We start from the raw sequence: 19,859 nt of genomic DNA on the forward strand, positions 1-19,859 counted from the left end.
CATCGAGCGCATTCCTCCTGATCTAGACGACGTCGAGCCTCTCGGCGTAATGGCAGGCCGCGCCCTGGTCGTCGCCCACGGGCAGCACCTCGGGCTCGACGCCCACGCAGAGCGCGCGCTCGTCGTCGGTGAGCACCGAGCGGAACTTCGGGCACCGGGTGCGGAAGCGGCAGCCGGTCGGAGGGTGGGCGGGGCTGGGCAGGTCGCCTTCGAGCAGGATGCGCTCGCGCGCGCGCTCGCGGGCCGGGTCGGGCAGCGGGATCGCCGACAGCAGGGCCTGCGTGTACGGATGAGCCGGAGCCCCGTAGACCGCGTCGACCTGCCCGATCTCGGCGATCCTGCCCAGGTACATGACCGCCACCCGGTCGGCGATGTACCGCACCACGGCCAGGTCGTGCGCGACGAACAGGTACGACAGCCCGAGCCTGGAACGCAGCGAGCCGAGCAGGTTGATGATCCCCGCCTGGATCGACACGTCGAGCGCCGAGACCGGCTCGTCCAGCACCAGCAGCCTGGGCTCCAGCGCCAGCGCCCTGGCGATGCCGATGCGCTGCCGCTGCCCGCCGGAGAAGTCCTGGGGGTAGCGGGCGGCGTGCGCCGGGTCGAGGCCGACCAGACTGAGCAGCTCGCCCACCCGCCGCCCCGGCCGGCGCTCCCCGTGGGTGCGCAGCGGCTCGGCCAGGATGTCGTAGACCGTCATGCGCGGGTCGAGCGAGGCCATCGGGTCCTGGAAGACCACCTGCATGTCCCGCCGGATCGCGGTGCGCCCGGCGCCGTCGAGCCGGGCGGTGTCGCGGCCGAGCACGACCACGCGCCCCTCCTGGGGCGGGACGAGCTCCAGGATCTGGGTGAGCGTGGTGGTCTTGCCGCTGCCCGACTCGCCCACCAGCCCCAGGGTCTCGCCCCGGCGGATGTCGAAGCTGACGCCGGCCACCGCGTGCACCGTGCCGACCCTGCGCTTGAACAGCGCCCCCTTGAGCAGCGGGAAGTCCTTGACCAGGCCGTCGACCTCCAGCACCGTCCGCTCGCCGCGGGGCGCGGGGACGACGGGCTCGCCGGCCGCGTGACGGCCGGGGCCCTGGGGGCGTACGACCTCCCAGCGGATGCACGCCGCCCGGTGGCCCACCCCCACGTCGAACAGCGGGGGCTCGGCCTCGTCGCACTCGTCGATCCTCAACGGGCAGCGCGGCGCGAACGGGCAGCCCGGCGGCAGCGCCGCGGGGGAGGGCGGGTTGCCCGCGATCGGCATCAGCGGCTGCCGCCCGCCGCGGTCGACCCGCGGGATCGAGGCCAGCAACCCCGCCGTGTACGGCATGCGCATCCGGTAGTAGATGTCGTCGACGTCGCCCACCTCGACCGGGCGCCCGGCGTACATGACCAGGACCCGGTCGGCGAACCCGGCCACCACGCCGAGGTCGTGCGTGATCATGATGATCGCCGCGCCGGTCTCCCGCTGGGCCTTCTTCAGCACCTCCAGCACCTGCGCCTGGATGGTCACGTCGAGCGCGGTGGTGGGCTCGTCGCAGATGATCACGTCGGGGTCGTTGGCGATGGCCATCGCGATCATCACGCGCTGCCGCATGCCGCCGGAGAACTCGTGCGGGAAGGCCAGCGCGCGCTCGCTCGGCGACGGGATGCCGACCAGCTCCAGCAGCTCGACGGCCTTGATCGCGGCGTTCTCCTTGTTCACCCGCTGGTGGACGCGGACGGCCTCGGCGATCTGGTCGCCCACCCGGTAGACCGGCGTGAGCGCCGACAGCGGGTCCTGGAACACCATCGACACGGTCTTGCCGCGGAAGCGGGTCAGCTCCCGCTCGGAGGCGCCGATCAGCTCCTTGCCGTGCAGGCGCACCGACCCGGTCACCCGGGCGCTCGGCGGCAGCAGGCCCATGACCGCGGCCGAGGTGACCGACTTGCCCGAGCCGGACTCTCCCACGATGCCCAGCACCTCACCCGGGCTCACCGAGTAGCTGACCCCGCGCACCGCTCGTACGTCGCCGAAGGACACGTGGAGGTCGCTGACCTCCAGGACCGGGTTCGCCGCCGGCCTCATCGCCGCGCCGCCGGGTCGAAGGCGTCGCGCAGCGCGTCGCCGATGAGGTTGACCGCCAGCACGGTCACCACCAGCAGCCCGGCCACGAACCAGAACGTCCACGGCGCGTAGACCGCCGTGCGCGAGCCGTCGGCGATCAGCGTGCCGAAGGAGACGTCGGGCGGCTGGATGCCGAACCCGAAGTACGACAGCGAGGTCTCGGTCAGGATGGCCGCGCTGACGTTGAGCGTGGCATCGACGATGAGCAGCGAGGACAGGTTGGGGATCACGTGCCGGAAGATGATCCGCACCGGCGGCACGCCCATGAAGCGGGCGGCCTGGATGTACTCGCGCTCCTTCAGCGAGATCGTCATCCCCCGGACGATCTTCGAGGTCACCATCCACAGGAACAGCGCCAGCATGATCACGAACAGCACCCACTGCCCGGCCCCGAACAGCGGCGACATGATCGCCAGGATGAGGAACGCGGGCAGCACCAGCAGCAGGTCGGTCACCCAGCTCAGCGCCCGGTCGGTCCAGCCCGGGAAGTAGCCGGAGAAGGCGCCCACCACGGCCGCGACCGCCGTGGAGACCAGCGCCGCCAGCAGGCCCACGATCAGCGACTTCTGCATGCCGCGCAGGGTCACCGCGTAGACGTCGGCGCCCGTCTGGAGCGTTCCGAACCAGTGCTGGGCCGAGGGCGGTTGCAGGAACGCCGTGAAGTCCTTGTCGATGTAGGACCACCGGCTGAACAGCGGCCCGGCGAACGCCAGCAGGAACATCAGCGCCAGCACCGCGAACCCGACGAGCCCCTGCGGCGAGCGGAAGAAGCGCCCGGCCACCACCCGCAGCCGCGACGGCGCCCGGCCCAGGTCGCCGGTCAGCTCCTCCGCCAGCTCCTCCTCCGAGAGCGTCATCACGCCCGCACCCTCGGATCGAGCGCGGCGTGCAGCAGGTCGGAGGCGAGCGCGGCGCACAGCACGGCGACGGCGGCCAGGAAGGAGATCGCCGCCACGGTGTTGACGTCGTTGGTGAAGATCGAGTTGATCAGCTGCTCGCCCAGCCCGTGCCAGCCGAAGATCTTCTCGGTGAAGGTGGCCCCGGTCAGCAGGCTGCCGAACGTGAAGGCGAAGTAGGTGGCCACCGGGATCAGCGCGGTGCGCAGCGCGTGCCGGGTCAGCGCCTTGCGCCTGCTCAGCCCCTTGGCCCTGGCCGTACGGACGAAGTCGGCGCCGAGCACGTCGAGCATCATGTTGCGCTGGTAGCGGCTGAAGATCGCGACCAGGCCCACGGACAGCGAGATCGTCGGCAGGATGAGGTGTTGCAGCCGGTCGAGCGCGTACCCCCAGAACCCGGTCTCCAGCCCGGCGCTGTACTCGCCGCTGACCAGCAGCACCTGGCGGCCGAAGACGTTGTCGTTGGCCCAGGCGGCGGCCAGGATCAGCATGTTGGCCAGCACCACGACCGGCACCGCGAGCACGACGAACGACAGGCCCGTCGAGAGCCGGTCGAACCAGCCGTACTGCCTGACCGCCGCGTACGCGCCCACCAGCACGCCCATCAGGCTCCCGAAGAGCAGCCCGAGGATGACCAGCCGGAACGTGACCCCCATGCGCCGCCTGAGGTCCTCGTTGACCGGCGAGCCGGTGACGGTCTTGCCGAAGTCGCCGTGCAGCACCCCCGAGGCCCAGGTGGCGTAGCGCTGCAGCAGCGGTGTCTTGTCGTTGAGGTTGAGCGCGGTGAGCTGGGCGTCGACGACGGCGGGCGGCGGCTTGGGGGTGCGGTCGGCGTAGTTGGAACGCGGGTCGAGCGCCCCGGCGGCCAGCAGGTACGCCAGGCTCGCGGCCACGCCGACCAGCACCACGTAGTTGAGCAGCCTGCGGGCCAGGAACCCCGCCATCGTCCCCCTCCCCGGATGCGCACGATAGGTAGTCATACTGCTACAGGCGGCAGCATCGTGGCGCGGGGAAATGCCAAAGAGGGGTTAACGTCCGGAAAGTTCGTCCACGGCGGTGCGCACGTCGTCGCTGGTGATCGTCGTGAGGTCGGCGGCGCTGGCCGACCCGCCGCCCGACGCCTGGGCGGCCAGGCGCACGTCGCGGCGCATCGCGGCCCGCTCGAACAGCGACCGGGCGAAGCGGCCGTTGCCCAGGCCGTCGATCAGGCGTTCCTCGCACACCCAGGCGAACACCTCGTCGAGGTCGCGCAGGGCCTGCTCGTCGAAGCTGTCGCCGGCCTTGCCCGCCAGCAGCACCGCGATCTGCGACAGCTCGCGCGGCGAGTAGCTGGGGAAGGCCACGCGCTGGTTGAACCGGCTGGCCAGGCCGGGGTTGGTGGCCAGGAAGGAGTCCATCTCGCGCGGGTAGCCGGCCAGCACGATGACCAGCCGGTCGCGGTCGTCCTCGGCCCGTTTGAGCAGGGTCTGCACGGCCTCGGAGCCGAAGGCGTCGCCGCCCGCGTAGCCGGGGTTGACCAGGCTGTAGGCCTCGTCGATGAACAGCACGCCGCCGAGCGCGCGGTCGACCAGCTCGTTGGTCTTGATCGCGGTCGCGCCGAGGTGCTGGCCGACCAGGTCGGCCCGGTGGGCCTCGACGACGTCGGGTTTGGCCAGCAGACCGAGGGCGGCGAAGACGCGGCCGAGCACCCGCGCGACGGTGGTCTTGCCCGTGCCGGGCGGCCCGGCGAACACGAAGTGGCGCATCTGCGGCGGCGTGGGCAGCCCGCGCTCCTGGCGCATGCGGGCCACCTGGAGCTGGGCGGCGATGGCGTGCACCTGCCGCTTGACCGGCTCCAGGCCGGCCATCGTGTCGAGGTCGGCCAGCGCCTCCTCCAGCGTGGGCGTGGCCACGTAGCCGCGGAAGCGGGCGGTCAGCTCCCCGAACGCCTTCGTCACGTCGGGCGTGGTGGTGGTCACCAGGTCCTGTGTGGTCGGGGTGCCGCCGGCGCCCACCACCCGGACGTCCCTGGCCTGCGCGGCGGCCTCGACCAGGCTGCGCACGAACCGGGCGTTGCCCAGCTCGTCGACCAGGCCGCGCCGCTGGACGTCTTCGTAGAGGCCGAGCAGGGCGCGCCCGGTGTCGGGGCCCATCGTGTCGCCCCTGCGCCGCTGGAGCACCTCGGTGATCTCGGCCAGCTCGGGGGCGGAGTAGCTGGGGAAACGCACGCGGGTGGCGAACCTGCTGGCCAGGCCCGGGTTGCTGGACAGGAACGCGGCCATCTCCTGCTCGTAGCCGGCCAGGATGATGATCAGGCGTTCGCGGTCGTCCTCGGCCCGTTTGAGCAGGGTCTGGACGGCCTCGGCGCCGAACCTGTCGGGCTGGCCGTCGGAGGAGTTGACCAGGCTGTAGGCCTCGTCGACGAACAGCACGCCGCCGAGCGCCCGGTCGACCAGCTCGTTGGTCTTGATCGCGGTCGCGCCCAGGAACTCGCCGACCAGGTCGGCCCGCTGCGCCTCGACCACGTAGGGGGTCTCCAGCAGGCCGAACGCGTAGAAGATCTTGGCCAGCGCGCGGGCCACGCTGGTCTTGCCGGTGCCCGGCGGGCCGACGAAGACGAAGTGCCTGGTCGGGCGTTCGGCGGTGTAGCCGGCCTCGGCCCGCAGCCGGGTGGCCTCGATGGAGGCGGCGATCGAGCGGACCTGCTCCTTGACCGGCGCCAGCCCGATCATGCCCTCCAGCTCGGCCAGCGCGTCCTCGACGGAGATCTGCGGCGGCGCCCCCGCCTTGTCAGCCTGCTGCTCGGGCCGGCTCTCGCGGGCGCGTACGCGCACCTGCTGCTCCTCGGCGGACAGCTCCGCCTTGGCCCGCCGGGCCTGGAGGAACCGGTAGACCAGCATGACGACGGCCGCCGCGCAGGCGCCCCAGAGCGCGACGGCGGCCGACAGGAAGGACAGCCCGAAGGCCAGCACCCCGGCGGGCACGAGCGCCGCCAGTGTGGTCACCCACGGCGTGACCCAGCGGACGAGGTGGGCGGCGGCGGCCACGGGCAGGGCGAGCGCGACCATCGCGTGCAGCGCCATGGAGCCGGGGGGGAAGCGCCAGGAGAACAGCGGCAGCGCCAGCACCACCCAGCCGGCCACGACCAGCGCCGTCGCGGCGGCCCGTGGGAAGCGCATGGTCAGCGCCACGAAGGCGAGCGCCAGCAGCACGAGGGGGAACGTCGTCAGCAGATCCCAGCCGAGCGCCGCGCCCACACCCATGGCGGCGATGAGCAGCACGGCGTAGAGCACCCGGCGCACGCCCGGTGGAATCTGGAAATATCGCAGCCTCACCTGCTCGAACAGATCCCGCGCCGTGGCCCGCCCCGCGGCCTGGGCCCTGTCGGACTCACGCATCACGCCTCCCCGGTCCGCCCCCGGTTATACCGCACCCGACCGACGATTGGGCGGGCCTGACACGCTAGGTGGAGGTCACGAAAAGGGCGATCCGGCGTCCGAGTTCGGTGCCGGCGTCCTCCTGGAGGAAGTGGCCGGCGCCGGCGATCACCGGATGGGACAGCCCGGCCGTGCCCGCGACGGCCTTGAGCATGATGGGCGCCATGCCGCCGGTGATGGGGTCTCCGTCGGAGAAGGCCACCAGGAACGGGCGGTCGAGCGTCGTGAGGATCTGCCAGGCAGCGCGGTTGGCGGGCGCGGCGGGGTCGTCGGGCGTGATCGGTACGAGACCGGGCATGGCACGCGGGCCCGCTTTGTACGACTCGTCCGGGAACGGCGCGTCGTAGGCCGCCCGTACCTCGTCGCTGAGCCGCGTCCGGCAGCCCGACTGGACCAGGCGGGCGATGTCCAGCGTGGGGGTGTTGGCGACGGTGTCCTTGAAGCGGTGCCAGACCTCGGGCATGGGAATGTCACCCGAGGGCAACCCCGTGTTGGCGGCCACGATCCTGGCCACGCGTTCCGGGTGCTCGGCGGCGATCCGCAGCCCGATCAGGCCGCCCCAGTCCTGGCCGACGACGGTGACGCCGTCCAGGCCGAGCGCGTCGAACAGCAGCGCGCGGGTCCACTCCACGTGCCTGGCGTAGGTGTGCTCGGCCGGGTCCGCCGGTTTGTCCGAGCGGCCGAAGCCGATCAGGTCGGGGGCGATCGCGCGCAGCCCGGCCGCGGCCAGCTCGCGCATGACGTGGCGGTAGAGGAACGACCAGCTCGGCTCGCCGTGCAGCAGGACGACCGGCTCGCCGTCCGGAGGGCCCGCCTCGACGTAGGCCATGCGCAGGCCGTCCGGCAGGTCGGCGTGGCGGGGCTCGTAGGGGAAGTCGGGCAGGCCGGCGAAGCGGTCTTCGGGGGTGCGCAGAGTCCGCATAGAACAAAACTCTAGTCACCGTCGCTGGTGCCGGCCGGGGAACTCGCCGACGAGCACCTGCTTGGGGGTGACGCGCAGGACGTCCGGGCCGGGCAGGGCGATGCCCCGTACCTCGACCCAGAACCGCCGCTGCAACGGGTCGGCCGCGAACACCGCGACGCGCGGGTCGGCCTCGACGCCCTCCCACGCCTCGGGCCCGGCGATCAGCCGCAGCTCGCCGGAGGAGGTGACGGACCCGCTCGCGCCGACGACCCGGGGGCCCATGGGGTCGCCGTAGGACAGGACGAGGCTCCTGGCGTAGGCGAACGCCTGGCGTACCTCCGAGGACAGCGTCACCGAGGGCGCGCCGCCCATGGGCAGGTCGCACATGACGAGCGAGGCCCGCCAGGGCCCCGGCGCGCCGCGCCACCACGCGCGCAGGGCGCGTACCGCGAACACCGCCAGCGCCGCGCCCAGCGCGCCCAGCCCCGCCCGCCATCCCCACGCCGACTCCAGCGCGCCGCCCACGGCGCAGCCGAGGGCGGCGAGCGCCACCAGGCAGCCCGCGGCCAGGAACCACCCGTCGCCCCTGCGGCGGGCGCGCAGGCAGGCCCGCAGCATCGGGAACGGCACCGCCACCGCCGCCACCGCGGCCCGCGGCTCGACCGCCAGCGCGCCGCCCACCAGCGGAACCAGCACCGACCAGGTCCTGATGAGAACGATCCACAACGTCACGCCGGCGTTCCTGGCCGCCGTGCGCTCGCCCGTGACGGACCCCAGCTCGGCCAGCGCGGGCATCGGCCGCCCCCGCCACGCCTCCGCCAGCACCCGCACGACCGTCAGCGCCGGCCACATCAGCACCACGATCCCGGCCAGCCCCGCCCAGACCGGATCCAGCCAGGACGGCGCCGCCGGCACCGCGCCCAGCAGCAGCCAGGCCGCGAACGCCGACACCGACAGCCCCGCCGACACCACCGCCGCGCCCAGCCAGGGATCACGCCCGGCCATGGCCGGCACGTACGCCCACACCCCCACCCGCCGCGCCTGCCGGATGGTCAGCGGCACCAGCGCGGCCAGCGCGGCGAACCCGCCTGCGCGGGCCCACGCCGCCGCGTCGAGGGCCGGCGCGGCCGCCGCGACGGCGATCGTGGCCACGGCGAGCAGCAGCCGGGCCTGGCGGGCCCACACCTCCAGCGCCCGCCTGGCCCGTCCCGTCTGGCGCGGGTCGACGGGCCAGGCCGGGTCGTGGTGCGGGCGCGGACGGTCCCAGCGCAGCAGGCACAGGGCCAGGTTCACGCGGGCCTGCGGATGGGCCGGAGCCCTGGCGAGCGCGGCGCGATAGGCCCGCTCGGCCTCCGGATGGTCGCCGCGCAGCAGCGCCAGGTCGCCGAGCAGGACCTCGGGGTCGGCCTCCTCGGGGGCGAACCGCGCGGCCAGGACGGCGTCGGCGACCGCCTCGGACCAGCGGCCGGGGATCCGGCGGGAGATCGAGGCCAGGCGCACGCGCGCGGACCAGGAGCCGGGCGCGAGGTCGGCCGCGCGCTCGGCCGGGGGAAGGGCGTCGGCGTCGCGGCCCAGGCGCTCGTGGGCCAGGCTGATGAGGCGGTGGGCCCATTCGTCGCCGGGGTCGAGGTCGGCCGCCCGGCGCGCGGCCTCCAGCGCCGACTCGGGACGTCCGGCGGTCAGCCTGGTCAGGGCCTCGGTGCACCACTCGCGTGAGGACTTATCGGAAATATCGTCTTTCCCGGCACTTCCATCGTTCCCCACGGTTCCCATGATCGGGTGACCGGTGAGCGATGGATAGATCCGGACATATGGCTGTATCTCTCTAGAGAGGTGGGGCGTGTCGTGGATCGGCCCATACCGCTATGCCAGGCGCCTGGCATGGCCTAAGCTGCCACGCAAGCCGGAGTGGAGAGCCGCGGCAGGACAGGGCACGAGATCGCCCCCGCGAGTTCCGCCGCTTTCGACCATTCTGCACGTGCAGGCCCTGGTGACCGGATCGGCCTGCAAGGAGGCCCATGACCGTCACACAGGCCGCACCCCTCGTACGGCGTGCCGATCGCGAACCGCGGGACAACCGCTGGGCCGTCCTCGTGCTGCTCTGCCTGAGCCTGCTCCTGATCACGGTCGACGCCACCGTCCTGCACATCGCGGTGCCCGCGCTCACGGCCGCGCTGGAGCCGTCCGCCGTGCAGCTCCTGTGGATCATCGACATCTACTCGCTCGTCGTCGCGCCGCTGCTCATCGTGTTCGGCACGCTCGGCGACCGCCACGGGCGCAAGCGGCTGGTCCTGGGCGGCTTCGTGCTGTTCGGCCTGGCCTCGGCGGGGGCGGCGTTCGCGCCCACACCGCTGACCCTCATCCTGGCCAGGGCGCTGCTCGGCGTCGGCGGCGCCATGATCATGCCGGCCACGCTCTCACTGATCCGCCAGGTGTTCACCGACCGGCGCGAGCGGGCCGTCGCGCTGGGCGTCTGGAGCGCGGTCGCCGCGGCCGGGGCGGCGGTCGGCCCGTTGATCGGCGGCGTGCTGGTCGGCGTCTGGTGGGGCGCGGTCTTCCTGATCAACGTGCCGATCCTGCTGGTGCTGCTGCCCCTGGCCGTCCGGCTGCTGCCGGAGTCGCCGCTGCGCAAGGAACGCCCCTGGGACTCCCCGAGCGCCGTGTTGTCGGTGCTCGGCCTGCTCGCCCTGGCCTTCGGGCTGAAGGAGGCCGGGTCGGGCAGCCTGCTGCCGTTCTGGGCCTCGGTGCTGGTGTTCCTCACGGGGGCGGGCCTGCTGGTCGCGTTCGTACGCCGTCAGTCCCGCCTGCCGGCGCCGCTGCTGGAGCTGGCGCTGTTCCGGCGGCGCGAGTTCACCACCGGCGTGGCCGGCGTGCTGCTGGGCGTGTTCGCGCTGGTCGGCCTCCAGCTCATGCTGGCCCAGTACCTCCAGCTCGTGCTGGGCGACAGCCCGCTGCGCGCGGCGGTCAGGATGTTGCCCCTGGTGCTGTCGGCCGTCACCGGCGGGCTCGCGGCGGCCCACGTCCTGCCCAGGATCGGCATGCGCGCCACCATGAGCGGCGGGCTCGGGCTCGTCGCGCTGGCCCTGACGCCCACGCTGAGCTGGGGCGTCGAGGGCCATCCCGTGATGCTGGCGGTCTGCTTCGTGGGCATCGGGTTCGGCGTGCAGGTGGCGCTGCTGGCCGCCTCCGACACGATCATGTCCTCGGTCCCCGAGTCCCGCGCCGGTGGGGCCGCGGCCATCGAGGAGACCGCGTACGAGCTGGGCGCGGGCCTCGGCGTCGCCGTGCTCGGCACGATCACCACGATCGCCTACGCGCCCGCCCTGCCCGCCGTGCCCGGTGTGTCCGCGGGCGGCATGGACCAGGCCAGGCAGTCGCTGGCCGGAGCGGCCCACGTCGCCCGCGAGATCGGCGGCAGCACCGGGGACGCGCTGCTCGACGCCGCGCGCTGGGCCTTCGTCAACGCCCTGCACACGACCGTGGTCGTGAGCGTCGTCCTGCTGAGCCTGACCGCCGTCGCGGTGGCCATGCTGCTCAGCCGTGATTGAGGTGTGCCATGGCCCGATCAGGGCAGACAAGTACCGTGAAACAGGCCCTGCGTGATGTCGCCGCCTTAGTCGCCCGCGTCGGCGTGGGCGGCATCTTCTTCGCCAACGGCTGGACCAAGCTGGAGGACGGGCTCACGGCCACCGGCGTGAAGTTCCTCCAGCAGGGCGCCCCCGCACCCGGCGCCTGGGCCACGGTCACCATGCTCACCGAGCTGATCGGCGGCGCGCTGCTGATCGCCGGGCTGGGGGTCGCCGTCACCGGGCTGATCCTGTTCGCCGAGGCGCTCGGCGTCTTCCTGGTGGCCCCGCCGCTCAACCCCATCAGCATGAACGAGCTGATCCTCCTCGGAACGGCCTCCATCCTGCTCGCCGTCGTGGGCGCGGGGCGGCTGTCGGTCGACCACATGGTCGTGATCCGCAGGAGGGAGACCGAGGCGGCCAACGAGTTCGCCGCCGACGCCGAGGCCGACCGGGTCCTCGCCTCGCTGCGCGACTCCGACACGCCCGCGCGGCAGTCGAAGCCGGCCGAGGACGCCGGCTCCCCGGCCGAGGACGCCGAGGACGCCGGGCCGCGGGCCGAGGACGCCCCCTCGCCCATGGCGGACACCGCGCCGCACCCCCGGCCGCGCACCCGGCCCGTCAGGCCCCCGGCGGCCGAGGAGCCCGCTCCGGCGCCGGCGCCGGTCCCGGGCGACACGCTGGTGGCGGGCCGCAAGAAGCCCGCGCCCCGCGGCCGCCGTCCCTCATCGGAGGACTGAACGCGCGGGCACGCGCAGCGCGCCCTGGGTGAGCGCGATGGCCAGCAGGATGACCAGCGCGCCCACCGGCTGGTTCCAGGTGATCGTCTCGTCGAGCAGGAGCACGCCGGAGAGCACCGCGAACACCGGCAGCAGGTACGTCACCGTCGAGGTCGTCGTCACGCCCGCCATCGCCTGCACCCGGTACAGCAGCAGGTAGGCCACGCCCGTGCCGAGCCCGCCGAGGCCCAGCATGCTCCACCAGACCTCGGCGGGCGCCGCGGTGTCCACCAGCGGCACGCCCGCCACCAGCGTGATCACCGCGAGCTGGACCGCGCCGGTCAGGAGCTGCCCCGCGGCCAGCACCACCGGCGGCTCGGTACGCCGCCCGGTGATGAAGCGCCCCATGTACGCCCCGCCGATCCCGTAGCAGAGCGCCGCCCCGAAGCAGGCCAGGCTGCCGCCGAGCTGCCCGCCCGCCATGGGCTGCCACACCCCGAGCACCACCATGACCCCCGCGAACCCGAGGCCGAGCCCGGCCGCCCGCGCGGCGGTCGCCCGTTCGGCGCGCAGCACCAGGGTGAAGGCCAGCGTGCACAGGGGCGTGGTGGCGTTCCAGATGGCGGCGACGACGGAGGAGACGTACTGCTCGCCGTAGGCGAACAGGGTGAAGGGCAGCGTCGTGAGCACGACGGAGGCGATCTGGAAGTGCCCCCACAGCCGCGGGTCGCGGGGGAGTGGCCGCCGGGTGACCGCGAGCGCGATCAACAGGGTGGCCGCGCCGACCGCCATGCGGCCGAACGACACCTGCAGCGGATGCAGCGCCCCCACGGCGATCTTGATGAAGAAGAAACTGTTCCCCCAGATGGCGGCCAGCAGCAGGAACGCGGGCAACCACCTCCCCGCGGCCTCGCTGCGCACGTACGCCTCCCGTAGATGAACCATCGAGGAGCGTAGCGACCACAACCGACATTCCTGAAATGTGGCGAGATGGCGTCACATCTCGGCGGTGAGCCGGGCCACCACCCGCATCTTGTTCATCGCGTCCAGCGCCGCCACCTTGTACGACTCCGCCAGCGTCGGATAGTTGAACACCGCGTTCACCAGGTAGTCGACGGTCCCGCCGCAGCCCATCACGGTCTGGCCGATGTGCACCAGCTCGGTCGCGCCCGTGCCGAACACGTGCACGCCCAGCAGCCGTCGGTCCTCGGGGGAGACCAACAGCTTGAGCATCCCGTACGAGTCGCCGATGATCTGCCCTCTGGCCAGCTCCCGGTAGCGCGAGATGCCCACCTCGAACGGGATCCGGTCGCGGGTCAGCTCGTCCTCCGACTTCCCCACGAAGCTGATCTCCGGGATGGTGTAGATGCCGATGGGCGGCAGCTCCCGCAGCTCCTCGACGGGCTCGCCGCAGGCGTGCTGGGCGGCCACCCGGCCCTGCTCCATCGAGGTGGCGGCCAGCGCGGGGAAGCCGATCACGTCCCCGACCGCGTAGATGTGCGGCACGGCCGTGGCGTAGTGCTCGTCCACCCGGATCCTGCCGCGGTCGTCGGCGGCCAGCCCGGCGGCCTCCAGGTTCAGCTCGGCCGTCTTGCCCTGGCGTCCGGCCGAGTACATGACGCAGTCGGCGGGGATCCGCTTGCCGCTCTCCAGCAGGGTCAGCGCCCCGCGCGGGCGGCGTTCGACGGCGGCGACGTGCTCGCCGAACCGGAAGGTCACCGCCAGGTCGCGCAGGTGGTACTTGAGCGCCTCCACGATCTCCAGGTCGCAGAACTCCAGCATGCGCTCGCGCCGTTCGACCACGGTCACCTTGGTGCCGAGGGCGGCGAACATGGAGGCGTACTCGATGCCGATGACCCCGGCGCCGACGACGACCATGGTCTCGGGCACCCGGTCCAGGTGCAGGATCGCGTCGGAGTCGATGACCGTGCGCTCGTCGAACTGCACGGTGTCCGGGCGGGCGGGGGAGGTGCCGGTGGCGATCACGATCTTGTCCGCGGTGACCTTGCGCTCCTCCTCGCCGCTGATCCCGACGGTGTGCGGGTCGAGGAAGCGGCCGGTGCCGGGCAGGACCGTGACGTGGTTGCGGCCGAGCTGGCTGCGGATCACCTGGATCTCGCGGCCGATCACGTGCTGGGTGCGCATCCCGAGGTCGGCGACCGTGATCTCGTCCTTGACGCGGTAGCTGGCGCCGTACAGCTCCCGCTGGTTGAGGCCCGTGAGGTAGAGGACGGCCTCGCGCAGCGTCTTGGACGGGATCGTGCCGGTGTTGATGCAGACGCCGCCGATCATGTTCTGCTTCTCGACGACGGCGACGCGCCTGCCCAGTTTCGCCGCCGCGATGGCGGCCTTCTGCCCGCCGGGACCGGAACCGAGCACCAGCACGTCGTAGTCCGCCACATCGCCCAGTGTGAGCGTGTGGGGTCACCGGCGGAAGACCCGTCGGCGAGACTGCGCGTGTGCACACGCATTCCGTCAGGTCGACGTGTTCACATCCGTCCCTCATCGCGGCAACCCGCTCGCGGTCGTGCTCGACGGCCAGGGGCTGGACAGCGAGGAGACGCAGCGCTTCGCCGGGCTCGCCGTACGCCTACGAGGTGTCAGCGGCCTGGTCGCGTTGTGAAGCGCACCTCGTCGCCGGTCCGGAGCTGCGCGGCGACCGGCAGGTCGGCCTGCCGCACCACCGCGATCACCGGGTAGCCGCCCGTGGGCGGGTGGTCGGAGAGGAACACGATCGGCTGCCCGTCTGGCGGCACCTGCACCGCCCCGGCGACCATGCCCTCGCTCGGCAGCTCGCCCTTCCTGGCCCGCGCGAGCCCTGGTCCGCGCAGCCGTACCCCGACGCGGTTGCTGTCCTGGCTCACCGCGTACGGCCCCCCGCACAACGCCTCCAGCGCCCCCGGCACGAACCAGTCGTCCCGCGGCCCGGCGAGCACCCGCAGCACTGCGGCCGCGGGCCCCGGCGGCGGCGCCAGGTCCACCGAGATGTCCTCGACGGCGAACCCGCCCACCGGCAACAGTGTCCCGGCCCGCAACGGCTCGGGGCCGAGCCCCGACAACGAGTCGGTCGACCGGCTGCCCAGCACCGGCTCGACCGCGATCCCGCCGCGCACCGCCACGTACGTGCGCAGCCCCCACTCCGGCGTCCCCAGCCGCAGCTCGCCTCCCGGCGGCACCCAGAACGGCACCCCCATCCGCGCCTCCGCCGGAGCGCCGGTCAGCGCCGCCCACGCCCCCTCGCGGAAGCGCAGCCGCGCCAGGCCGAACGTCACCTCGATGCCCGCCGCGTCCTCGCGGTTGCCCACCAGCCGGTTGGCCAGCCGCAGGCTCGGCGCGTCGGCCGCCCCCGAGCGCGGCACCCCCAGATGGGCGTGGCCCGGCCGCCCCAGATCCTGGACGGTCGCGTACGGACCGGGCGCGATCACCTCGATCATGCTCGCTCGAACCGCACGCGCATCCCCGGCCGGAACAGCGACGGCGGATCGGCCGACACGTCCCACACCCGCGTGGTCGTGCGCCCCAGCAGCCGCCACCCCCCGGGCGAGGCGGTCGGATAGACCGCCGAGTACGGCCCCGCGACCGCCACCGACCCGGCCGGCACCGACGTGCGCGGCGTGTCCAGCCGGGGCAGCTCCAGCGCCGGGTCGAGCCCGGTCAGATAGGCGAACCCCGGGGCGAACCCCAGCCACCCGACCACCAGCTCCCGCCCGGTGTGCCGGGCGACCACCTCCTCGGCCGAGATCCCGGCCAGCGACGCGACGGAATCGAGATCGGCCCCGTCATAGACGACGGGAATCGTCACCACCGGCCCGGCCGGAGCGCCCCCCTGCGGGCCGCCCGCCTGCCCGGCGACGGCCGCCAGCCGGGCCCGCAACCGCTCCCGGTCCGCGCCGGGAGCCACCACCAGCACGGTCTCCGGCCCCGGCACGATCTCCACGACCCCTTCGGGCCGGTCGGCGCGAAGGGCCGCGTCCAGCCGGTGGGAGGCCGCCAGCGACCCGGTCTCGACGAGCAGCGCGTGCTCTCCCGCTGTACGGATCACGCGAACGCCTGGAGGACCACTCCGGCGGCCAGCAGGTCGTCGCGCACCGCACGGGCCAGCCCGACGGCGTCAGGGGTGTCTCCGTGGACGCACAGCGAACGGGCGTGCACAGACACCGTACTGCCGTCGACGGCCGTCACGGAGCCTTCCAGGGCCATCTGGCGGGCCCGCGCGGTCACCTGTCCCGCGTCGTGGACGACCGCCCCCTGCTCCCGCCGCGGCACCAGCGTCCCCGCCGCCGTGTACGCCCGGTCCGCGAACGCCTCGCTCACCGTCGGGACGCCCTCCGCCGCGGCCACCTCGTGCACCACCGACACCGGCAGCGTCAGCACCGGCAGCGAGGGGTCGTAGTCGGCGACGGCGTCGATCACCGCCGCCGCCTGCGCCTTGTCGCGGCAGATGCGGTTGTACAGGGCGCCGTGCGGCTTGACGTAGGAGACCCGGCCGCCCATCGCCCTGGCGATGCCGTCGACGGCGGCGAGCTGGTAGAGCACCTCGGCGCACAGCTCCTCGGGCTCGACCTCCATCTCCCTGCGGCCGAAGTGGGCCAGGTCGCGGTAGGACACCTGCGCGCCGATCGACACGCCGCGGTCGACGGCCGCCGCGCACGTGCGTCTGATCGTCACGGGGTCGCCCGCGTGGAACCCGCAGGCCACGTTGGCGCTGGTGACGATGTCGAGCAGCGCGAGGTCGTCGCCGAGCCGCCAGATGCCGAAACCCTCACCGAGGTCGGCGTTGAGGTCGATCGCCATCCCCCCATCATGGCGGCAGCGCTACCTCGGCGTGACGAACAACGTCTGAGTCGCCGCACCGACTTCGCCGCGCTCGTCGTACAGGGTGGAACGGGTCAGGCCGCGGCCTGACGGGCCGATCGCGGTGGCGGCGTCCATGCAGGTCCACTCGCCCACCGGGGTGCGGAACAGCGAGATCGTCAGGTCGACGTTGACGAACAGGTGGGTGGCGAAGTCGACGGCCGGGCTCACGCCGTTGCCGCTGTCGGCGAACGCGGCCAGCCGCTCGAACGGGGTGACCTCCTCGTCCTCCACCAGCGGCACGGTCAGCCTGCCCCACACCGTGGCCGGGCCGGTCCTCATCGGGCCGCCGCTGACGAACCGCCAGTCGAACACCCTGCCGTAGCCGAAGCCCGAGACCAGCCAGGAGCCGGCGTGCTCGGGCGAGGGCGGCGGCACGGGCGCGGGCGGCCCCGGCGCCGGCGTGGCGGGCGTGTCCGCCTCGCGGAGGCGCCACGCGGTGGCCCTGGCGTATTCGCGCCCGCCGGACAAGACGGCCGCCGACAGGCACTGCACGCGCTTGCCGTCGCGGACGACGCCGGTGACCACCTCCAGCTCGGCCACGGGGACCGGGGCGAACACGTCGACCGCCAGCCTGGACAGTGCCAGGCCCGGCCGCGGCGCGGTGCGGTCGAGCTCGTGCACGATCAGCGCGGCCACCGGGCCCATGTGCTGGGTGCCGGGGTCCCACGGCCCCTGGGTGTGCTCGGAGGCCAGGTAGCGGCCATGGGCCAGCCTGCGGTACATCGACATGGGGACGAACTCTAGATCTCGTCGGGGATGTCGGCGATGTCGTCGAGCGCCGCGGCCAGCTCGTCGGGGTCGCCGCCGATGCGCTCGGCGATCTCGATCAGCACGTGGAGCACGTCGTGGCGGTCGTGGCCGAGGTCGAGCAGGCGCTGGGCGGCCTCCCACAGCTGCGGCGGGTCGCCGTCCCACAGCCGGGTGGCGATCTCCTCGTGCCAGGCCAGGTGCTCCTGGTCGATCGTGCCGTCGTGGTCGATCTCGAGTAACGTGCGCCGGTCGGCCTCGTCGGCCGGGTTGAGCCGGTCGAGGTCGATCCCGTTGTGCACGCCCTGGAGGTAGGGGAACGCGAACACCCGCCTGGCCAGCGCCGACAGGTCGCCGTCGGGCAGCAGCCGCTCCAGCAGCGGCCGGTCGAGCCCGAACGACGTCGGGTCGCGGTAGGCCTCGGGGAACTTGCCCGTGGCCTCCCACACCGCGTCGAGCGTGGCCTTGAGCCCCTGCTCGGGCAGGCCGGCGCGGCGCGCGGCGAAGCGCACCCACGCCGACAGCACGTGCGGCATGGCCTCCTGCTCGGCCACGCTCAGCATCACCTTGCGCGGCAGCCAGTCGAGCAGGAACGTCTCGCACTTGGTCGGGCTGACCCGCAGCGGCCGGTTGAAGTCGCGCTCGCAGCCGTAGTCGATGATGTGGTCGGCGCAGCGCGAGGCCGCCGACGGGTCCGACAGGTGCTCGGCCGCGTCGGAGGCCAGGAACTCGGCGGCCAGCATGGCCCGCCGCTCGCGGCTGTAGGGCGCCTCGATGTGCAGCGGCGCCGGACGCTTGCGGCCCGGCGGCAGCGCCTTGAGCCGGGCGCGGGCGAAGGCGTGGTAGGCGCTGTAGCTCTCGCTCACCGGCGGCGGCGTCTTGGGCTCCCTGGTGGCCTTCATGGCCGACTCCAGCAGCGCCCTGGCCTGTTCGGGCTGGATCTCCTCGAACAGCAGCATCGGGTTGCCCGCCGCCTCGGCCCTGGCCTGCTCCAGCAGCTTGTCGACGTGCGAGGACACCCAGGCGTCGCGGGCCATCCCGCTCATGTTGTGGTCGACGACCACGACCAGCGCGTGCCGGTCGCTCGGCAGCGATGCCTCGTTCCAGCGGTAGGCGAACGTGCAGATCACCGTGTCCTGGTCGCCGTAGGCGTCGCGGGAGACGTAGCAGCCGGTGGGCTTGACCGCGCCGACCTTGTCGGCCCACCCGGGCCTGGCCACGCCCGACTCCATCATCGCCAGCGCCGCGCCCTCGGCCTTGGCGCCCTGGCGGGCGGTGCCCAGGTAGGCCAGGCACACCAGCAGCGTCAGGGAGGCCGGGGTGCCGGCCTTGGCCGCGTAGTCGACCAGGCCCTCACCGAGGACCTGCTCCACGTCACCGCCCCTGACCCGCCTGCCCCACCAGGCCCCGATCATGTCTGAGACCATCAGCTCCGCGTCGAGAGGGCTGCGCACCGCGAGCAGCTCGCGGGCCGCCTGCACCATCTCCTTGAACACGTCGTCCGGAGGGCTGCTCTCCCGGGGATCTCGTCGGTGTCGGCGCACGCCCTCACTCTCTCGTATTCCAGGCGCAAACGGTGAAGAGAACTCGGCCTGGTGACCCCGATGTTATCGGTGGAGCCGCGATCAGCGGGGACTTCGGGGCGGCGGGGCGGAGTTCACGATGGCGAGCAGATGCTCGCGGGCGATGCGTTCCACGACCTCGGGCGTGGGCGGGACGCCGAGATGCTCGGCGCACGCGCACACGTCGGCCACGCACCGGTCGATCGTGTCCACGGGTACGGTCAGGAACTCTTCGGCCAGCCGGAGACTGACCGGCTCCCTGAGGAAGCGTGTGGCCAGAGCGAGCATAGATGTGAGATTCCTCTGGAGACCCGGGAGCAAACCCCCAGGAACGTATGCAGGGTGACTTGCGCTCCCATTTCATCTTTTCTCGGCCTTGTGTCAAGGCTCTGCGGCGCCTGTGTTCGCTTCTCGTGCAAAGCTGTTTCCATGCGCATCCAGCTCGCCCAGCGGGACGAGGCAGACGAGCTCCTCGGCCGCAGCCCGCTCGCCCTGCTCGTCGGCATGCTGCTCGACCAGCAGATTCCCATGGAGTGGGCGTTCACGGGGCCGTACACCATCTCGGAGCGGCTCGGGCACGACCTGACCGCCGAGGAGATCGCCGCCTGCGACCCCGAGGCGTTCGCCGCGCTCCTCGCGCAGAAGCCGGCCGTGCACCGCTACCCCAAGTCGATGGCCGCCCGCGTCCAGCAGCTCGCGGCCTACCTCGTCGAACACTACGACGGGCGGCCCGAGCGCATCTGGAGCGACGCGGCCGACGGGAAAGACTTGCTGAAACGACTGCAGGCCCTTCCGGGATACGGAAAGCAGAAGGCCCAGATCTTTTTGGCATTGCTGGGCAAGCAACTGGGGGTCCAGCCGTCAGGCTGGCGTGAGGCAGCCGGACTCTATGGCGAGGAGGGGTCATACCGATCGGTCGCCGACGTGGTCGACACCGACAGCCTGGGCCGGGTGCGCGCCGCCAAACAGGAGGCAAAGCGCGCGGCCAAGGGCGAGTAACCTGATCTTGCTGCGCAATGTGGAGCGACTTTGACAGGATGCGTTGACCCTAAAGGCGACCGGGCGGCGGCGGGGGCTTCCGTCGGCGCATGCCCATCGCC

General features: G+C 72.9%; 18 protein-coding genes. 4 read left to right on the forward strand and 14 right to left on the reverse strand.

The genetic code is table 11. From position 1 onward, the window contains the following. Window positions 1-22: 22 nt before the first annotated feature. From ACIHAD_RS05855 to ACIHAD_RS05880, 6 genes are all read right to left on the reverse strand, one after another. The gene (locus tag ACIHAD_RS05855) at window positions 23-2,053 is read right to left on the reverse strand and encodes a dipeptide ABC transporter ATP-binding protein (protein WP_397353207.1); all 2,031 of its coding nucleotides are present in this window, start codon (window positions 2,051-2,053) and stop codon (window positions 23-25) included. Beyond that, entirely contained in the window at window positions 2,050-2,949 is a 900-nt protein-coding gene (locus ACIHAD_RS05860; RefSeq protein ID WP_397353860.1) for an ABC transporter permease, read from the reverse strand. Before ACIHAD_RS05860 ends, ACIHAD_RS05855 begins: the two co-directional genes overlap by 4 nt. Then, window positions 2,949-3,932 carry an ABC transporter permease gene (locus ACIHAD_RS05865; RefSeq protein ID WP_397353208.1) on the reverse strand — a complete coding sequence of 328 codons (984 nt, stop codon included), beginning with the start codon at window positions 3,930-3,932 and terminating at the stop codon, window positions 2,949-2,951. Before ACIHAD_RS05865 ends, ACIHAD_RS05860 begins: the two co-directional genes overlap by 1 nt. 84 nt (window positions 3,933-4,016) lie before the next feature. After that, complete coding sequence (locus tag ACIHAD_RS05870) at window positions 4,017-6,365, reverse strand: AAA family ATPase (RefSeq protein WP_397353209.1); 2,349 nt, start codon at window positions 6,363-6,365, stop codon at window positions 4,017-4,019. Window positions 6,366-6,429: 64 nt separating this feature from the next. Continuing rightward, complete coding sequence (locus tag ACIHAD_RS05875; protein ID WP_397353210.1) at window positions 6,430-7,326, reverse strand: haloalkane dehalogenase; 897 nt, start codon at window positions 7,324-7,326, stop codon at window positions 6,430-6,432. A 15-nt stretch (window positions 7,327-7,341) separates the two neighbouring features. Continuing rightward, entirely contained in the window at window positions 7,342-9,081 is a 1,740-nt protein-coding gene (locus ACIHAD_RS05880; protein WP_397353211.1) for a tetratricopeptide repeat protein, read from the reverse strand. A gap of 245 nt (window positions 9,082-9,326) precedes the next feature. On the opposite strand from ACIHAD_RS05880, the gene ACIHAD_RS05885 reads away from it, so the two are divergent. Both ACIHAD_RS05885 and ACIHAD_RS05890 read left to right on the forward strand, forming a co-directional pair. Beyond that, entirely contained in the window at window positions 9,327-10,856 is a 1,530-nt protein-coding gene (locus ACIHAD_RS05885; RefSeq protein WP_397353212.1) for an MFS transporter, read from the forward strand. Between the two features lie 35 nt (window positions 10,857-10,891). Beyond that, window positions 10,892-11,614: a DoxX family protein gene (locus tag ACIHAD_RS05890; protein WP_397353213.1), complete on the forward strand. Its 723-nt coding sequence runs from the start codon at window positions 10,892-10,894 to the stop codon at window positions 11,612-11,614. Here the strand turns inward: ACIHAD_RS05890 and ACIHAD_RS05895 are convergent. Together ACIHAD_RS05895 and sthA are read right to left on the reverse strand one after the other, a co-directional pair. After that, on the reverse strand, window positions 11,600-12,538 hold the full coding sequence (locus ACIHAD_RS05895; protein WP_397353214.1) for a DMT family transporter: 939 nt from the start codon (window positions 12,536-12,538) through the stop codon (window positions 11,600-11,602). The genes ACIHAD_RS05890 and ACIHAD_RS05895 overlap by 15 nt on opposite strands. Window positions 12,539-12,589: 51 nt before the next feature. Continuing rightward, complete coding sequence (sthA, locus tag ACIHAD_RS05900) at window positions 12,590-13,993, reverse strand: Si-specific NAD(P)(+) transhydrogenase (RefSeq protein ID WP_397353215.1); 1,404 nt, start codon at window positions 13,991-13,993, stop codon at window positions 12,590-12,592. 85 nt (window positions 13,994-14,078) lie between these two features. Between sthA and ACIHAD_RS05905 the strand changes: the two genes are divergently transcribed. Beyond that, window positions 14,079-14,216: a hypothetical protein gene (locus ACIHAD_RS05905; protein ID WP_397353216.1), complete on the forward strand. Its 138-nt coding sequence runs from the start codon at window positions 14,079-14,081 to the stop codon at window positions 14,214-14,216. Here the strand turns inward: ACIHAD_RS05905 and ACIHAD_RS05910 are convergent. The 6 genes from ACIHAD_RS05910 to ACIHAD_RS05935 form a co-directional block, all read right to left on the reverse strand. Beyond that, window positions 14,194-15,027 (reverse strand): biotin-dependent carboxyltransferase family protein, encoded by an 834-nt coding sequence (locus tag ACIHAD_RS05910; protein ID WP_397353217.1) that lies wholly within the window; start codon window positions 15,025-15,027, stop codon window positions 14,194-14,196. The genes ACIHAD_RS05905 and ACIHAD_RS05910 overlap by 23 nt on opposite strands. Beyond that, the gene (locus ACIHAD_RS05915) at window positions 15,024-15,635 is read right to left on the reverse strand and encodes an allophanate hydrolase subunit 1 (RefSeq protein WP_397353218.1); all 612 of its coding nucleotides are present in this window, start codon (window positions 15,633-15,635) and stop codon (window positions 15,024-15,026) included. Before ACIHAD_RS05915 ends, ACIHAD_RS05910 begins: the two co-directional genes overlap by 4 nt. Beyond that, on the reverse strand, window positions 15,632-16,387 hold the full coding sequence (locus ACIHAD_RS05920) for a LamB/YcsF family protein (protein ID WP_397353219.1): 756 nt from the start codon (window positions 16,385-16,387) through the stop codon (window positions 15,632-15,634). The genes ACIHAD_RS05915 and ACIHAD_RS05920 overlap by 4 nt, the downstream gene beginning before the upstream one ends. A gap of 21 nt (window positions 16,388-16,408) precedes the next feature. Further along, window positions 16,409-17,179: a thioesterase family protein gene (locus ACIHAD_RS05925; protein ID WP_397353220.1), complete on the reverse strand. Its 771-nt coding sequence runs from the start codon at window positions 17,177-17,179 to the stop codon at window positions 16,409-16,411. Window positions 17,180-17,190: 11 nt separating this feature from the next. After that, window positions 17,191-18,681 (reverse strand): hypothetical protein, encoded by a 1,491-nt coding sequence (locus ACIHAD_RS05930; protein ID WP_397353861.1) that lies wholly within the window; start codon window positions 18,679-18,681, stop codon window positions 17,191-17,193. Between the two features lie 141 nt (window positions 18,682-18,822). Beyond that, on the reverse strand, window positions 18,823-19,047 hold the full coding sequence (locus ACIHAD_RS05935; protein ID WP_125639785.1) for a hypothetical protein: 225 nt from the start codon (window positions 19,045-19,047) through the stop codon (window positions 18,823-18,825). A gap of 141 nt (window positions 19,048-19,188) precedes the next feature. Here ACIHAD_RS05935 and ACIHAD_RS05940 point away from each other — a divergent pair, with 141 nt between their 5' ends. Next, window positions 19,189-19,758, forward strand: coding sequence for an HhH-GPD-type base excision DNA repair protein (locus ACIHAD_RS05940; RefSeq protein WP_397353221.1), 570 nt, complete (start codon window positions 19,189-19,191; stop codon window positions 19,756-19,758). Window positions 19,759-19,859 lie beyond the last annotated feature (101 nt).

The organism is Nonomuraea sp. NPDC052265 (genome assembly GCF_044547985.1).
GTDB lineage: Bacteria > Actinomycetota > Actinomycetes > Streptosporangiales > Streptosporangiaceae > Nonomuraea.

Excerpts from the sequence above, each read along its gene's own strand:
- ACIHAD_RS05855 (WP_397353207.1), bottom strand. The coding sequence starts at position 2,053 with ATGAGGCCGGCGGCGAACCCGGTCCTGGAGGTCAGCGACCTCCACGTG.
- ACIHAD_RS05860 (WP_397353860.1), bottom strand. The coding sequence starts at position 2,949 with ATGACGCTCTCGGAGGAGGAGCTGGCGGAGGAGCTGACCGGCGACCTG.
- ACIHAD_RS05865 (WP_397353208.1), bottom strand. The coding sequence starts at position 3,932 with ATGGCGGGGTTCCTGGCCCGCAGGCTGCTCAACTACGTGGTGCTGGTC.
- ACIHAD_RS05870 (WP_397353209.1), bottom strand. The coding sequence starts at position 6,365 with ATGCGTGAGTCCGACAGGGCCCAGGCCGCGGGGCGGGCCACGGCGCGG.
- ACIHAD_RS05875 (WP_397353210.1), bottom strand. The coding sequence starts at position 7,326 with ATGCGGACTCTGCGCACCCCCGAAGACCGCTTCGCCGGCCTGCCCGAC.
- ACIHAD_RS05880 (WP_397353211.1), bottom strand. The coding sequence starts at position 9,081 with ATGGGAACCGTGGGGAACGATGGAAGTGCCGGGAAAGACGATATTTCC.
- ACIHAD_RS05885 (WP_397353212.1), top strand. The coding sequence starts at position 9,327 with ATGACCGTCACACAGGCCGCACCCCTCGTACGGCGTGCCGATCGCGAA.
- ACIHAD_RS05895 (WP_397353214.1), bottom strand. The coding sequence starts at position 12,538 with ATGGTTCATCTACGGGAGGCGTACGTGCGCAGCGAGGCCGCGGGGAGG.
- ACIHAD_RS05910 (WP_397353217.1), bottom strand. The coding sequence starts at position 15,027 with ATGATCGAGGTGATCGCGCCCGGTCCGTACGCGACCGTCCAGGATCTG.
- ACIHAD_RS05920 (WP_397353219.1), bottom strand. The coding sequence starts at position 16,387 with ATGGCGATCGACCTCAACGCCGACCTCGGTGAGGGTTTCGGCATCTGG.
- ACIHAD_RS05925 (WP_397353220.1), bottom strand. The coding sequence starts at position 17,179 with ATGTCGATGTACCGCAGGCTGGCCCATGGCCGCTACCTGGCCTCCGAG.
- ACIHAD_RS05930 (WP_397353861.1), bottom strand. The coding sequence starts at position 18,681 with ATGGTGCAGGCGGCCCGCGAGCTGCTCGCGGTGCGCAGCCCTCTCGAC.
- ACIHAD_RS05935 (WP_125639785.1), bottom strand. The coding sequence starts at position 19,047 with ATGCTCGCTCTGGCCACACGCTTCCTCAGGGAGCCGGTCAGTCTCCGG.
- ACIHAD_RS05940 (WP_397353221.1), top strand. The coding sequence starts at position 19,189 with ATGCGCATCCAGCTCGCCCAGCGGGACGAGGCAGACGAGCTCCTCGGC.